15 protein-coding genes are annotated in these 15540 nt (G+C 39.1%); 5 read left to right on the forward strand and 10 right to left on the reverse strand.

All coding sequences use genetic code 11. The features are described from left to right. Window positions 1–68 precede the first annotated feature (68 nt). From LT090_RS09960 to LT090_RS09980, 5 genes are all read right to left on the reverse strand, one after another. Window positions 69–3152: a TonB-dependent receptor domain-containing protein gene (locus LT090_RS09960; protein WP_068545408.1), complete on the reverse strand. Its 3084-nt coding sequence runs from the start codon at window positions 3150–3152 to the stop codon at window positions 69–71. Window positions 3153–3490: 338 nt separating this feature from the next. Continuing rightward, a complete protein-coding gene (locus LT090_RS09965; RefSeq protein WP_068545407.1) occupies window positions 3491–3928 on the reverse strand; it encodes a hotdog family protein in 438 nt (145 codons plus the stop codon). Beyond that, complete coding sequence (locus LT090_RS09970; protein WP_068545406.1) at window positions 3928–4503, reverse strand: FAS1-like dehydratase domain-containing protein; 576 nt, start codon at window positions 4501–4503, stop codon at window positions 3928–3930. The genes LT090_RS09965 and LT090_RS09970 overlap by 1 nt, the downstream gene beginning before the upstream one ends. Before the next feature lie 2 nt (window positions 4504–4505). Continuing rightward, on the reverse strand, window positions 4506–4922 hold the full coding sequence (locus tag LT090_RS09975; protein WP_068545405.1) for a Zn-ribbon domain-containing OB-fold protein: 417 nt from the start codon (window positions 4920–4922) through the stop codon (window positions 4506–4508). A 3-nt stretch (window positions 4923–4925) separates the two neighbouring features. Then, on the reverse strand, window positions 4926–6092 hold the full coding sequence (locus tag LT090_RS09980; protein WP_068545404.1) for a thiolase family protein: 1167 nt from the start codon (window positions 6090–6092) through the stop codon (window positions 4926–4928). A 452-nt stretch (window positions 6093–6544) separates the two neighbouring features. On the opposite strand from LT090_RS09980, the gene LT090_RS09985 reads away from it, so the two are divergent. The 4 genes from LT090_RS09985 (at window position 6545) to LT090_RS10000 (ending at window position 10441) form a co-directional block, all read left to right on the forward strand. Beyond that, window positions 6545–7243, forward strand: a complete 699-nt coding sequence (locus LT090_RS09985) for a CoA transferase subunit A (RefSeq protein ID WP_068545403.1) — start codon at window positions 6545–6547, stop codon at window positions 7241–7243. Between the two features lie 14 nt (window positions 7244–7257). After that, complete coding sequence (locus LT090_RS09990; RefSeq protein WP_068545402.1) at window positions 7258–7914, forward strand: 3-oxoacid CoA-transferase subunit B; 657 nt, start codon at window positions 7258–7260, stop codon at window positions 7912–7914. A 152-nt stretch (window positions 7915–8066) separates the two neighbouring features. Then, complete coding sequence (locus LT090_RS09995; RefSeq protein WP_068545401.1) at window positions 8067–9251, forward strand: acetyl-CoA C-acyltransferase family protein; 1185 nt, start codon at window positions 8067–8069, stop codon at window positions 9249–9251. A 203-nt stretch (window positions 9252–9454) separates the two neighbouring features. After that, window positions 9455–10441 carry a pentapeptide repeat-containing protein gene (locus LT090_RS10000; protein WP_068545400.1) on the forward strand — a complete coding sequence of 329 codons (987 nt, stop codon included), beginning with the start codon at window positions 9455–9457 and terminating at the stop codon, window positions 10439–10441. A 97-nt stretch (window positions 10442–10538) separates the two neighbouring features. Here LT090_RS10000 and LT090_RS10005 read toward each other — a convergent pair whose 3' ends face one another. The 4 genes from LT090_RS10005 to LT090_RS10020 form a co-directional block, all read right to left on the reverse strand. After that, window positions 10539–11621: a phospholipase A gene (locus LT090_RS10005; RefSeq protein ID WP_082897078.1), complete on the reverse strand. Its 1083-nt coding sequence runs from the start codon at window positions 11619–11621 to the stop codon at window positions 10539–10541. A 550-nt stretch (window positions 11622–12171) separates the two neighbouring features. Beyond that, complete coding sequence (locus tag LT090_RS10010; protein WP_068545399.1) at window positions 12172–13134, reverse strand: glucosaminidase domain-containing protein; 963 nt, start codon at window positions 13132–13134, stop codon at window positions 12172–12174. A 50-nt stretch (window positions 13135–13184) separates the two neighbouring features. Next, a complete protein-coding gene (locus tag LT090_RS10015; protein ID WP_068545398.1) occupies window positions 13185–13418 on the reverse strand; it encodes a hypothetical protein in 234 nt (77 codons plus the stop codon). Between the two features lie 274 nt (window positions 13419–13692). After that, window positions 13693–14265 carry a MiaE family protein gene (locus LT090_RS10020; protein WP_068545397.1) on the reverse strand — a complete coding sequence of 191 codons (573 nt, stop codon included), beginning with the start codon at window positions 14263–14265 and terminating at the stop codon, window positions 13693–13695. A gap of 109 nt (window positions 14266–14374) precedes the next feature. Here LT090_RS10020 and LT090_RS10025 point away from each other — a divergent pair, with 109 nt between their 5' ends. Further along, the gene (locus LT090_RS10025; protein WP_068545396.1) at window positions 14375–15103 is read left to right on the forward strand and encodes an SIR2 family NAD-dependent protein deacylase; all 729 of its coding nucleotides are present in this window, start codon (window positions 14375–14377) and stop codon (window positions 15101–15103) included. Here the strand turns inward: LT090_RS10025 and LT090_RS10030 are convergent. Beyond that, complete coding sequence (locus LT090_RS10030) at window positions 15100–15537, reverse strand: HNH endonuclease (RefSeq protein WP_082897077.1); 438 nt, start codon at window positions 15535–15537, stop codon at window positions 15100–15102. The two genes, LT090_RS10025 and LT090_RS10030, sit on opposite strands and share 4 nt — an antisense overlap. Window positions 15538–15540 lie beyond the last annotated feature (3 nt).

Here is a 15540-nt window from a genome sequence, read left to right on the forward strand (position 1 = left end):
GCCGCCTTCCTTGGCAACACTTTTAATATTTATTTGGCTATTTAGTTAACAGTGAATTGTGTGTTGAACTAAAAATGATGATTTAAGCTGATGTACATTTCACGACCTAGCGCCGAACCCGAGTAGCTATAAACGCTATACCAAGGCCAATCTGTCGCGGCAAAGGTGTCATCTTTAGGAGCTTTGCTATCAAATACATTCTTCACCGTTAATGCCACGCTCGTATCTCCGTCATTCATTAAATAGCTAAAATTTAAATTCGCAGTAATGTACGCATCGAGACGTTTTTCTGAGCGCTTTGCTTCACCAACCACTCTTGCATCTTCACCTTGGTAATAACCTTCAGTAACAATGAACTCTCTTTCGCCATTGCCAATATCGTTTATTTCGTAAACTAATGGGTCACCGTATTTATCGAAGTAAATGGTTTGGCCATTTTGGTCTTTTTGCGCTTGAATACGATGTGGAGCCAATGGACTCATATAATGTCCAGATAGCGTGGTTGAAAAGTTTTCGTAAGAATAACTAATCGCTGCAGTGATCACTTCATCAGGTTGTCTATTTGCGATACTGCCGCTAAATTCGTTAGCTGGCTGATCATCATTTGCCAGAGCATCGTATTCTGAAGAAACAATTTTTGTCAGTGCTGAACTTAAGCTAACCTGTCCCCAAGAATCGAGATCATATAAATAACTCGCTTTAAGGTCATAGCCAGTTGTTCTATAGGATGCTAAGTTAAATGAAGAGGTGTTGACGGCAAGAAGGTCGCCGCCTGAAAACTCGTCATTTTCATCTACATCAGTATCTCGAATAACTAAGCCAACACGCTCGTCTGTGCCACTGATCACATCACAACCAAACGTTGGAGCACTTTCAGCCGTGCCATACAAACAATGGAAGTCCTCAATCAAAATTGAACTGACATCGCCTTGTCGAACCTGATTTCGAATTTCTACATCGTAGTAGTCAAATGTTAGGGTAAATTCGCTAATTGGAGAGAAAACAAAGCCTAAGCCAATCGACGTCCCCTCTTCATGTTTTAGCTCTTTTGTTGGCAACTGCTCAACATCAAACTGCGAACCTAAACATGCAGAGTAATATGTTTGATTAGTGATAAATTCTTTCGCTGAAATATCATCGGCAAATGATGTCTCATAACAAGATACATAATCAGTACCGAAGGCAAATCCTTTCGATTTAGTGAATATGGCTTGCATATCTGGTGCTTTGAAAGAGCGCGCGTAACTCGCTCTAAATAACCAATCATCATTTGGTCTAAATTCAACACTATAAGATGGAGTGAACGATTCGGCGTTTGCAGCGCTATCACCATCATATTGGTCATAACGTAATGCCACATTTACCGCTAGGTTATCGGTAATAGGCGCTTTTAATTCGCCGCCTACAGATGAACGAGAACGTTCACCAAAGCCTGAGAAACCACCAATTCCCCACCAACCTTCACCTTCTGGTTTAGTGGTCAATTCATCTGGGAAGAATTCAAAATCTTCGGTCACGTATTCAAATACTGCAGCGTATTGTATATTTCCGGCAGGTAGTTCAAATACATCGCCACTGATTGATGCACTAAAGATGTTCGATGAGGTTTTGTTTTTACTTTCAATAGTGCCGATTAATCGGCGTTGTTCTTCTGCGCTTAATGGTTCATAGATATTATGAGTTCCTGTACCATCGTACACACGAACGCCTAATTGATCTTTTATATAATTGCCAAAAAACATTTCTTCAGTTTCTTGGTAACGTAAAGCTTTTTGATTTGAATCGAGCTGATTTTGCGAATTTAGAAAGTACACTTCCCAGTTATGGTCGCCAATGTATCCATTAGCACCAACGGTAACACTAAGTGCACTATCATCTAAATGCCATGCGGTATCGCCGATTTCTTCTTTCGGTAATATACGACCCATAGTGTACCAATCTGGCATTACTAGATATTGACCGTCTGGACCTTTAACTTTTAATTGATTGGCACCTGTTTCTAATTCAATGGTGCCGCCATTAACAGCTAAATAACCACTGTCTGTTGTGGTTGAGCTGTTGGTATATAGCACATCAACAAAACCATTAACGTCGTCCCCTAATTCATAGTTACCGGTTATTAATAACGAGTATTTTTCTGTTTCTGGACGCAACACGGCATTTTTGACATGGTCATAGCCACAATACTTGCCCCAAGACCCAGCCGTTTGCCCCAACTCAATCGCTTCAGGAAGTTGCTTGCGGTCTTGATAACTGGTCCACGGTAAATTATCACAACCATTAACCCCAGGATCGAGATAAGTCGGCTCGCCAGTAGGATTTAACAGGTAATCATAAGCAGCCCAGTTATCAATCAAAACTGCACCACGCGACATCACCGGATCGCCGTACGGGTAATCAAAAGCAGAATCAATATCATCGATATCCCCACCACTAATAGCATCAGCGTTATGTGCTTCGGCAATAATAGTCACATTACCTTTATCAAAATCGATACCGTGGGTAAGTGTAATACGAGCATCATCTTTCTTATGATCTTCACCCGTACCATAAACTAAACTTAAATCCGTTCCCTCAAGATCCTTTTTAAGAATAATGTTAATGACACCTGATACCGCATCAGAGCCATAAACAGCCGATGCACCGGTTGTTAATATTTCAATACGGTCAATAGCTGCAGTTGGAATGCTACCAACACTTACGATAGACGTTGTACCTTGATACGCTGACGGATAACTCGCCAAACGGCGACCATTAACTAAAGTTAATGTGTATTGTGGACCTAAACCGCGTAAATTTACCGCGTTAGCACCTGGGGTAAAACCATTGGTACCAACTTCTGAGGTATCGACCAATCCGCTATTTTGGGTTAGGTCACCTAGAGCATCCATTAACGATGTATGCCCTCTTTTAAGCATATCTTCAGAGGTGATAATAGTGACTGGATTTGGACCTTCAAAAGACGACTGTTTGATGCGCGATCCGGTAACTTGAAATACCTCTATTTCTTCATCTTGTTGTTCTGACTCAAGTTGAGTGGATTCTACCTCTGCCACTTCTTCAGCAGCTAAGGTTGTAAATGGAAAAGCTAATGCAGAAGCAAAAAGAGAATATCGAATACTCTGCGTTAGTAAATTCACTGACACTTTCATGGTTATTACCTGAATTATTTATTATTAAATTTTCCGATAAAGCCCGAGATCATTCACCGGAAATAAATTGGCGATTTTTTATATCACGACGATGGCTTTGCTAGACGTGAAAAAGTGTTAATTAGGCGGCGTAAAAGGAGTGAAATTTAAAGAATTGCAATTAAAGTCATAGGATTGCAAAAATTGCAGTGTTTATAAAGAAAGTGAGAAACCAAAACAGGGGTCAGAGTCAGGTTTTTATGCGTTGGCAATAAACCTGACTCTGACCCCTGTTTTATGTTTTAATAAACCTGACTCTGACCCCTGTTTTAGAATTTTGATTCACTCTATGGTGAAGATTATTTCGGTAAAATCACTTTAACTTGGGCTGTTGCACTTATTTTACCGGCGTTATCTACCCAAACATCCAAGATTACGGTATCTTCATCGACAACAACCTCGCTGACTTTGCCATGAAACGTTAACGAGTCGCCACTGCAATTGAAACTTAACATACGTAACGGGCCAATTTTGCGGATAAAGGTTTTTAAACCGCCCCATTCACGAACTAAACGTTCAATCATGCCATACAAGAAAAATGTATTAGCGTAAGCATCCTTTGCGCCTGTCGCTTTCGCCATACCAGCATCGTGATGAATCAAAGATAAATCTCTGTTTGCTGCGGCTTCCATCACTAAGCGCTGCAAAGTAATATCAATATGAATTGCTGTCAATTCATCATCAACGGCAACATCACTCATTGTTTTTTGCAGAGTCCAATCGATTACATCAGTCATTAGCTATGCTCCTTTTCCTTGTCCACCTCTGGTGGATTAAAACGGAAAATATCCAAAATACCAATTGCGACTATTTCATCATTTTGATTTCGATAGGTATCTTTTTGTTTAAAAAAAGCCCCCTTACCTACACGCAACTCTTTTTCAACCAATGATATTAACTCATGGGTAATGGTGATTTCGTCGCCATGGTACATAGGCTTAAAAAACTCCATTTCCATTGATGTTGCAAAACTTAATGAAAACGGCGCAGGTACGTCAAAAATAACCGGAATTGGAATTTGAATCGGCTCATCACCATGCTCGAAACGTTTATCTCCAGCGTGCCAATGTGATGGCTGTCCATAAGTCATCGCCATGGTACTTGGGGCAATTTTCCCTTCTAAACCAGCATCAATAGCCGCTTGTTCGTCATCAAATAACGGGCAGGCAAACTCTTTTGGCTCTAACCAGCGACGCACACTACTTGCATCCACCGCGTCAGCGCCTTTGGAAACGCCAACAACCTTACCAACATAAGATTGTGCTTGTTGCCAAGTGCCCTGTTTACCCCAGCTAGGTTTATCGCTCGCCATGTTTATGACTTAATTAATTGGAACAAAGGTAATTTAAAATCGCCATTTGCTTTAACAAAGTCGACTTCGACGCGATCGCCGATCTTAGCGGTTTCAGCGCCTTCACCAATTATATTACTCGCCATACGAACGCCGCCCTCATCTAACTCAATATAGGCGACATGAATTGGTAACTCTTTAGTAAACTCTGACGTTGTACCTAAATACGTTGTAGTAATCGAGTATATTGTTCCAGTGCCTTTAGCCTCTATCCAGCTTATGTCTTTCGACCAACATTCAGGACATAGGCGACGCGGATAAAAAATATTAGTATCACAACTATTACAGTGTTGAATTAATAGTTTATCTTCTTGAACAGCATCCCAAAACGGTTTACTTTCTGGTGATACTTCCGGAAGTGGTCTTTTCATCTCAGTCATTGCTTAGTTCCCCCAAATTGTTGCTAATGTGTTCATGCCAGAGCCACCAGAGGTAACCATCATTACTTTTTCGGCACCTTCAACTTGGTTAGCACCTGCTTCACCACGTAATTGACGAGCTACTTGACAATAAAATGCCATTGAAACACCTGAGCCGGTATGTCCGCGACCGGTTGCATCACCCATTGTTGTACAAGGTGTTTTACCACCTAACTTCGTATGACCTGCTGCATGATAGCGCGCACCTTCGCCAGGTTCGCAGATGCCGTTAGCTTCTAAATAACTTGCTTGCGTAAATGGATAGGCTCCATAAATTTCATGAATATCAATATCGTCTACAGTTAAGTTCGCTTGTGCTAATGCTTCACCACATGACTTGCGGTAACCTTCTCGCCAGAATATATCTTCACGAATTACCGGTGTGCCACCTAAGAAGTCGCTACCATGGCCTAGCTTCCAAACAGGCTTCGCACAATGTTTCTTCGCATACTCTTCTGAGGCAATGACTAAACAACCGCCACCATCGGCAAGCATATTACATTCAACTGACTTTAACGGCGTTGAAATCATACGAGCATTCATAACGTCTTCAGTAGATTTGCCTTTATTAAAGAATAATGACAATGGATCACGAGATGCCCAATCACGAAGAGCATGGGTAATTGATGCCATATCTTCTTCAGTAGAATTAGTTTCATGCATGTAGCGTTCAGTAATTAGTGCCATCGCGCCATTAAACGTCATACCAAATGGAAACTCCCATTCTTGATGCATTGGCGCTTTCGCGAAAAAGGTAATTAAGTCTTCTGGCGCAATATCAGATTGCACGGTAATGTGTGGAACAAGTACAACCTCAGCCATACCTGACGTGATCCACTGCTCTGCCATACGCACACAGTTGGTGGTCGAAGCGCCACCAGCATTACAGATTACGTTATCTTTTACATTTTTTAAGCCAAAGTGCTCAGGAATAAGTCCAAACGCTGTTTGTGAAATAAGATCAGGTTGAGCTTGCGGTGCTACGTTAACGACGCCTTGTATATCGTCTTTGCTAATACCAGCATTTCTAATTGCTCCGGTAACCACTTCTTCCATAATATCCCAGCGAGTTCGCTCGGGATTAATTTGTGTCGGCACCTCGTGGTACCCAATAATTGCTATTTTAGCCATGATAGTTCTCGTTCTTAGTAAATTAGTCATTAACTAAATCTTCATTGTTAAAGGTGGCAATCCTTTAACAACAAAAACCATTAATGAGTCAAACTCAATAAACATTAACATCATATTTATTGGTTATCAAGAATAGTGACCGTCAAAAGGAAAATTTTAGTTGAGGGAAACTTATTTGCATAAAATGAAAAGTTATACAATGCTTAAAGGCGTCAAATAGTGGCTATTAAACGACTAAGCAATAGCGAAATAGAGCAACAAAAACCGTAGTTTTAGTGACCGTCGTTAAAGTGTTCAACAATATTTCCGCTTGCGACTAAGCAATTTTTCTTATCAGATTGAGTTAAACTCAGTTTTTGGTAAAGTAGCTGGCAATTAAAAGTTAGTGCAATAACTTTAATACGATTAAAAGGTTGCATTATCGATATGAAACGCAAAACTAGGGAGCTGAAATGGCTGGTTTTAACAAAGTAGTAAACTCATACGAAGAAGCAATGGCAGGTTTAGAAGATAACATGACCGTTATTGCTGGTGGTTTTGGTTTGTGTGGTATTCCAGAAAATCTTATAAAAGAAATCAAACGCAAAGGAACAACCGGCCTAACCGTTGTATCAAATAATTGTGGCACTCATGACCAAGGTCTTGGTCAATTACTGATTGATAAGCAAATAAAAAAGATGGTCGCTTCTTACGTAGGTGAGAATGATATTTTCGAAGCGCAAATGATGAGTGGTGAACTTGAAGTTGAATTAACTCCGCAAGGCACATTGGCTGAAAAAATGCGTGCTGGCGGTGCTGGTATTCCTGCATTCTTTACAGCAACTGGTGTAGGTACTCCGGTTGCAGAAGGTAAAGAAGAGCGCACCATTAACGGCCGTGATTACATCTTAGAAGAGTCTATTACTGGCGAGTTCGCCATCGTTAAAGCATGGAAAGCAGACACCTTTGGTAACTTGATTTTCCGAAAAACCGCTAGAAACTTCAACCCTCTAGCAGCAACAGCTGGAAAAATTACCGTTGTTGAAGTCGAAGAAATAGTAGAGCCAGGTGAGTTAGACCCGGATCATATCCATGTACCAGGTATTTACGTAAACCGCCTTATCAAGGGTACTTTTGAAAAAGTTATCGAACAACGCACTGTGCGTTCATAATTGGAGAAATAATCATGGCTTTATCTCGCGAACAATTAGCACAACGAGTTGCTCAAGAACTTCAAGACGGATACTACGTTAATCTAGGAATTGGTATTCCAACATTAGTAGCAAACTATGTACCTGAAGGTATGGAAGTTATGCTGCAATCTGAAAATGGCTTACTTGGTATGGGACAATTCCCAACTGAAGAAGAAGTAGACGCCGACTTAATAAACGCAGGAAAACAAACGGTCACAATGGCAACAGGTGCATCTTTATTTGACAGTGCTGAATCATTTGCCATGATCCGAGGTGGTCATGTAGACCTTACCGTTTTGGGTGCATTTGAAGTGGATGTAAACGGCAATATTGCCTCTTATATGATCCCAGGCAAGTTGATCAAAGGTATGGGTGGTGCAATGGATTTAGTTGCCGGCGCTGACAACATTATCGTTACCATGACGCATGCTTCTAAGCATGGCGTATCAAAGCTTTTGAGTAACTGTACTCTGCCATTAACTGGCCGTGGTTGTATTAAAAAGGTCTTAACTGATTTAGCATTTATTGAAATTAAAGATGGTAAATTCCACTTACTTGAGCGCGCACCAGGCGTGACTGTTGAAGATATTGTGAATTTAACCGAAGGTGAATTAGTGGTTCCTGATCACGTGCCGGAAATGCAATTTTAATTTAACCAGTCAATTTTAATAATTCAAATTGAAAATTAGCACTAAAATAATTAATAAGTGCTAATTTTTGCCTGAAATGACACATATAAATTATTAAGCTCGAGTAATATAAAGAGATAATAAATTAAAGCATTGTCCAAATAGGAAATAAAATGAGTAAACGTGAAGTTGTATTTTTAAGTGGTGTTCGTAGTGCTATCGCTGATTTCGGTGGTTCACTAAAATCTGTTGCACCAACAGACCTTGCAGGTCAAATGGTTGCTGAAGCGGTAAAACGTTCAGGTGTTGATAGTGCAGACGTAGGTCACTGTGTGATCGGTAACGTTGCTCATTCAGATCGTCGCGATATGTACATGAGTCGCGTTGCTGCATTAAAAGGCGGATTACCAGAATCTACTCCTGCTTTAACAGTTAACCGTTTATGTGGTTCAGGATTACAATCAGTTATTTCTGCTGCACAGCTATTGTTACTTGATGATTGTGATGTTGCCGTTGCTGGTGGCGCAGAATCAATGTCACGTGTCCCTTATTGGTCACCATCAACTCGTTTTGGTACAAAAATGGGCGATGCTCAATTAGTTGATCCTATGGTTGGTGCCCTTACCTGTCCTATCGGTAATACTCATATGGGTATCACCGCAGAAAACGTTGCTGAGCAATGGAATATTTCACGTGAAGATCAAGATGAAGCCGCTGCTGAATCTCATCGCCGCGCACAAAAAGCAACGGAAGAAAATCGCTTTGATTCGCAAATTGTTCCCGTTGAATTAAAAACACGCAAAGGTGTGGTTGAATATACTACTGACGAGCACGTACGTTTTGATTGTGTTGCTGCTGATATGGCTAAACTTCGCCCGGTATTTAAGAAAGACGGTACAGTAACTGCTGGTAACGCTTCTGGTATCAATGATGCGGCGGCGGCATTAGTTATGGCCGATAGCGAATTTGCTGCAGCTAAAGGGTTAAAGCCGTTAGCAAAACTTGTTGGTTATTCATTTGCAGGTGTTGCTCCAGAGGTTATGGGTATCGGTCCTGTTCCGGCGGTAAACAAGTTATTAGAAAAAACTGGTATCAGTAAAGACGATATCGACGTTTGGGAAATAAACGAAGCGTTTGCTGCCCAGGCTCTTGCAGTATGTCGCGATTTAGAGCTTGATATGGATAAAGTTAATCCAAATGGCTCTGGTATTTCTTTAGGCCACCCTATCGGTGCTACAGGCTCATTAATCACAGTTAAAGCGATTCATGAGTTACAGCGCGTACAAGGTAGATACGCGGTGATTACTATGTGTATTGGTGGTGGTCAAGGTATCGCTGCACTTATTGAACGCGTATAGTTATTTATTTAACGCAGCTTAACAGTATTTAAACAGGCCGATAGCTTAGCTATCGGCCTTTTTGTTTCTATCATCAACTCTGATTCGTACACAGACACTCTTCTCCTCTAGTATCCGCTTTTTGGCAAGAATTAAGATTAGCACCTACACTAATAAATCAAATTATCGATTAAAATTAACAGCTTAAATAAAAGAACTAAATAATGACGAGCACTAGCGAAGACAGATGTTTATATTGTGATCCTGATGGCTACCAATGTAACGAACCACAAACGGATTCTGGTTTATGTTATTGGCATGATCCAATGATCATTAAAAACAATAAAGATGACGTCAAAAATCTTGAAGCTCATGCAAAAAATGGTGGTATGTTACGCGGCATCAGTTTGAAAAATGCTGACCTGAGCGGTATCGATTTGGTTAATCATCATCACAAGAATGGCTATGATCTCAGCCATGCAGACTTATATCGAGCAAACTTATCTGGCGCTCACTTATTTAGCATTAACTTTGAACACGCGAGCTTAATGAAAGCAAATTTAACTAATACTAATTTGCATTGCGCTAACTTAAAAAACTGTAATTTACTTGGCTGTATTTGGAATAACACCAAGATCAAAAAGCTCAACATTGGTGACAAACTAGTTCAAGAGGTGCAAGCCAAAAAGGCGGTAAAAGATTTTGATTTGGTGCTGGCACATGACTTATATGAGCAATCTGAAGAGATTTACCGAGATTTAAGAAAGCACTCGGAGCGAGAAGGCATATTTACTCTTTCTGGTCGCTTTATCCAAAAAGAATTAACTATGCGACGTTATCAAATGCCAAAACCATCCATAGCGCGTTTGATGTCGAAAATTGTCGATTTATTTTGTGGTTATGGTGAAGAGCCTTTGCGCGTGGTGAAGTTTTCTATTTTACTGATTTTTATTTGTGCATTACTCTATTTTTTTACTGGTATTCGCATCGATGGTGAACCGTTTTATTTCCAATCAGGTGATAGTCTGCTAGTTAACCTAGAGCACTTTCTTACTTGTTTATATTATTCGGTAGTGACTTTTACCACCTTAGGTTATGGCGAGATAACACCGATAGGTATCTCTAGGGCGATCGCCGCTACAGAAGCGTTTACAGGCAGTTTCACCATCGCCCTATTCGTTGTTGTTTTTGTTAAAAAGATGACCCGCTGATTTATTAGAAAACAGCAGTATTTAACTTCGATTTTCTGACAATAAAAAACCCCAGCATTTTTCAATGTTGGGGTTTAGCTAAGCTTTATAATTAAACTTACAAAATGTCCGTTAGCGCAATACCAATACCTAATCGGTTTTGTTTGTGATCATAATCAATCAATGACTCACCGTAACCACCATAGTATTGAACATAACCTTTTAGTTTACCCCAAAGCGGGAAAGTCATACCAACTTCTAGACCAGCCTTATGGGTTGCGAAGTTTGCACGGCCTTGAGCGAAAAACTCTAAGTTGTTGTATTGATATGCAACACCAAGGTCAAAATAGCCCATGTAGTCGTTAATATCAGGGTTGTCATCGCCATCAGGATCATAACTTCCGTCATCTAATATTTCTTTTTCATCTTCTTTTAAACGGTAATAAGGCTTAAATGAAAATGCAAAGTCGCCTTTTTCAAATAAGAAATCTACGTAGATACGGTTCCAACTGCGAGAAATTGCGTTTGAGCGACCATTTGATTGATGCTCAAAACCAAACATCAAACCTGTGTTGCCTTCTAGTGGGTGCCAATCTAAGCCGGTAATATAATAAACTTCTGGGCGGTAGTTGGTTTCCCTAAACGGTTTAGATATACCTTCAGAATATACTTGCCACCACGATTGTAACGTCATACCAAAGTAGATTTCATCACCTTCAGTGAAGATATCATCATAACTTAACGGAACTTTAATACTTAATTGGTATTTAGCTTCCGTTTCTTCAATATTTTCTGCCCACTTTGATTCAGGTACAGAGTCTTTATATTCTTGTCTGTTAATGCTATCAGTTACCGTTACTGGTAAAATATAATTCATTCTGTGCGGGGTAATTACATATGGGTTATACGCTGTTTCACGTTCACCGATAATACGTTTAGAAATCGCACCTTGATTACTAGTATCTTTTGGACCATTAACCTCTACAGCACATTCGTCACGAAGTTGAGATACTAAGTCAGCACCTTTAGCTTGGTTCATTTTTTCCATTAAACAAGCTTGCGTTTTCGGATCTACAGCGGCTTCTTCTACAGATTGAATGTCAGTCTCTTCAACACTGGTCTCTTGCGCATTTGCTACTGGCGCAGAAAGCAACGCTAATGCAACAAATAAAGGGCTACAACTAACTGTCTTTATATTCATAGAGGTGTTTCTTATCTTGTTTATGTATTTTGGGTTATTATTATTCTTTTTAAAAATCATCCTGCTGAATGAATAAAAGAATTGAGTAAAAATTTTAACAAGTTAAGTAACAAAATAAAACATAAAACAAACAAAATGACACACATTTCTTAACAACTAAGCGCAAATAACAAAAAGTGGTTAAAATAAACACACTTTCAAATTAGAATAATTTAGATCTCTATACTTTAAATTTAAGTTTTAACCATAATTGGTATAACAATTTTTATCTTCTTTTCTTAATACAACTGACTTTTAGCGAAATACATAAGTTGACTAATAAACATAACAATGCGACGACAGCGTCAATAAAAATAATTAGCCATTATTCAAGTAACAGACAATTCAATTAAATTTACCTGTTAAGCCCTCATTTAATTAACTATCGCCCTACAACTCCTTATAAATGTAGAATTGATTTAGCAACTCTGAAATTAAAATAATAAGATAAGAGAATTAAGCAAAAAAAAACGCCTCAAAAGAGGCGTTTAAATATAAATATCGTTATAAACTAGTGATTAGTTAAATGAATAAGCTTTTCTTCGGATAAATACGCTTCATCCACTTGTTCAAGTTTGTTGTAACTTATCATTTCACGAATACCATCAATGTATGCTTGTCCACGCTCAGAGTACTTATCAAGAGTACCCGCTAGCTCATGACCAGTTATTTCATTGCCGCTTGTTCTTATCTCTGCACGTAATTGGCGAAGTTTGGCGTAAGCTGTGCCAGTATTGATGTTATACATGTAGCCTTCTACCGATGCCAATGGGCTATCAAATCGTGCGAGGCCATAATCTCCTAGCTCTTTACGTTGCTGTTTTGGTCTCATGCCATTGCCTGAAAAATCCCATTGACCGAAAAATGCATTACCCTCTTCGGTAAATCTAGATGTCCCCCATCCACTTTCTTCAGCAGCCTGTGCTAATGCTAGTGATGGTGGAATAATATCGACTTTCAACAATAACACCGCTCTTAGCTCTTCGGTCATTTCTTTACCATCTTTAAGTACATGATATTTGTCAGCCAACTCTTTTAAATTCTGACTACTTAAAGATGCGGTGCGAACTTCTTCTCGTTCTAATAAAATTCGTTCATTTGAAATTAAGATTAACGGCGCCATTAAGCGAAAGAAAATCTCTTTTTTTAGTGCTACCGGAATATCATTAGACGTTTCTTTCCAGCGATGACTCACTTCTTCAAAAGATAGTCTTGGCACTTCACGATTACCTTGCGCCCAACTCTCTTTGTCGTAGTTGTGCTCTTTAAACAAAGCAACTAAATCATCTAGCGAAGTGATGTTTACAATGATTGGATCTTTCATCGCTTCAACGACAACCAGCTTATCAATCTCAGATTCTGGTTTTGCTTCAGTTTTTTTGCCCGGTTCAGAACACCCTGCTAATAAAACGCTTGTGCTCACAACACCAACTAGCAACATTTTTGTGGCGTTAAGATAGTTCGCTATTTTCATTTTTCTCACCTGTTAAAATTTTTAATCAGTATAACAAGTAAGTGATGAAGTTAAAGTAATCCTTTGATCATCGACTTATATAATTCATTTGCGATCAAATAATCCCCTTCTTCTTCAGCAAACTCTGCTCTGCGAATCAATTCTAAGATAAAGGCCTTGTTGCCATTAATTGCTTGGCGACATATTTGTTCATTGCTATATCGACATAAATCCACTTTTGTATAGTGATATTGTCTACCATTTATTTGCTCCAATTGAGCTCTCATTTTCGCTGCATTAACCATATAAATACCTCAATTTAGCGGAATTAAACTTTTTAAATATCCGATTAGTATTTTTAATACTAATAAACTAATGAGTTAAAATAGTGACTTTTTGGCGGCCAATTGTGATCAAATACGACGGCTATATATTGGTTGCGAAAACTTTTTTCGGCGATAAAAAAATCAGATGCTCGGGCATCTGATTTTGATTTTTTGTTCTTATTTTTACCTGTAACAAATAACGCGACTTATATCTTTAGCAACTTACAGGGTCAATGTTGCTAAAAGCCTATAATTAATGCAGTGCCGCTCTAAACGGTAATTTAGAACATATCTCAGCTTCCGCAACTAATATTTCTTCAAGCCGCTGATAAACTTCACTTTCTTCGAAATACTCTAATGCAAGTTCAACAAATAAATTTTTGTGTTTCTCTTCGGATTTAGCAATATCGTCGTAGAACTTTTTATCCTTACCTTCTGGCAATACCTTTGCGATTAATGAAAATCGTTCATGCCCTCGAGCTTCAATTACACCAGCAACAAGTAGTCGGTCTAGAAATTTTTCCGCACGAGTATGACGGAACATTTTTCTAATTTCGTTGATATACGGGTCTTTTTCGTCATTCGCTAACATTACATCTCGACGAGTCATTAACTTTAATACTTGTTTGAAATGGATCATTTCTTCAAGAGCAAGGTCGGTCATCGCTCGTACTAAGTTTTTTCTGTCTTGATAATGAGACAACATCGTCATAGCCATGCTTGCTGCTTTCTTCTCTGCGGCAGCATGATCTTGCAAAAATGCATCAAAATCTGCGACAGCAACTTCTGCCCACTCAATAGGTGTGTGATATTTTAATTCAAACATAATGTCTTGTTACTCGAATGCTTAATACTAGTGATAAATATATGGCGCATATTTTACACTCCTTTTGACAGTGGTTATAGTAAAATTAAAGCAAGCGGACAATTAATCGATGAGCAACTCAGTGAACGATACTTTATACATTACCGGCGCGGGCGTATCCTCAGAAAGCGGTATCCCAACTTTTCGTGGTGAAGATGGATTCTGGACCATTGGCAGCAATAACTATACGCCAATGGAAATGGCCACTCGAGCCATGTATGAAAGCAACCCCGCACAGTTTATATCTTGGTATTATCACCGCTTTGCCACCTATCGAAATCATGGGCCAAATGAAGTTCATCACTGGCTTAGTGACAAAAACTTGATCACTCAAAATATTGATGGCCTTGATGGAAAAGCTGGTAATAAAGATTATATTGCGATTCATGGCCGGTTAGATCAAATGACCTTATTCCATCTCCAAGGTGATGAAGTAGAGTGCATTACCACACCATGGGATAAAGTTGATGAAACTAACTTGGTTGAATCCTTATTCGATATTTTTAAAATCAGCAACAATAAACCAACTCTCAATCACTCATTCAAGCCCTACGTATTATTATTCGATGAATTCTATACCGAACTGTACCGCATAAGCGAAGCTCAACAGCGCATGTACAGCGCAGATAAAATGGTTTTTATCGGAACATCTTTTAGCGTCAATATCACCCAAATGGCGTTAAGAGCGGCGATCACTAATGGTATTGAAATTGACATTGTCGATCCTGATCCTATCGAAATTTCCTACAACAAGGTCAATTATCATAAAATGAAAGCAAGCGAATATATTAAACTTTAACGCTGTTTATTAAAGCGATTGGTCAATGCTTGATGACATTGTTTACAGAGTGTTTGTAAATTGCTTATTTCAGCTTCCAAATCAGGGCGAATTGAGCGCTCGATAATGTGATGAACGTCAAGTGAAACCTTATCATCTTGTGGTGTTTTTCCACATATTTGACAGCGTTGTTCATCTCTTTCTAAAGCCTGCAATCTCAATTCACGCCAAGTTGAAGATAAAAGAAAGTCTTTCTTTAATTTTGGAGTATAAGGAACAGATTCATAGTTGCTGAAACTTTTAGTGCCAATTCCTGGACCAGTCAAAATAGCGTGTGCTTGCCGGTCTGCTTGATGCATTTTCAAGAATTCATAAATACCTTTATAAGCGCCTTTTAACGTTTTTAAAGCTTTAACCTTTCGTTTTTCTTTATTGATTAAGGTAACGTTGAACATTAA

This window comes from Thalassotalea crassostreae (assembly GCF_001831495.1).
Lineage (GTDB): Bacteria > Pseudomonadota > Gammaproteobacteria > Enterobacterales > Alteromonadaceae > Thalassotalea_A > Thalassotalea_A crassostreae.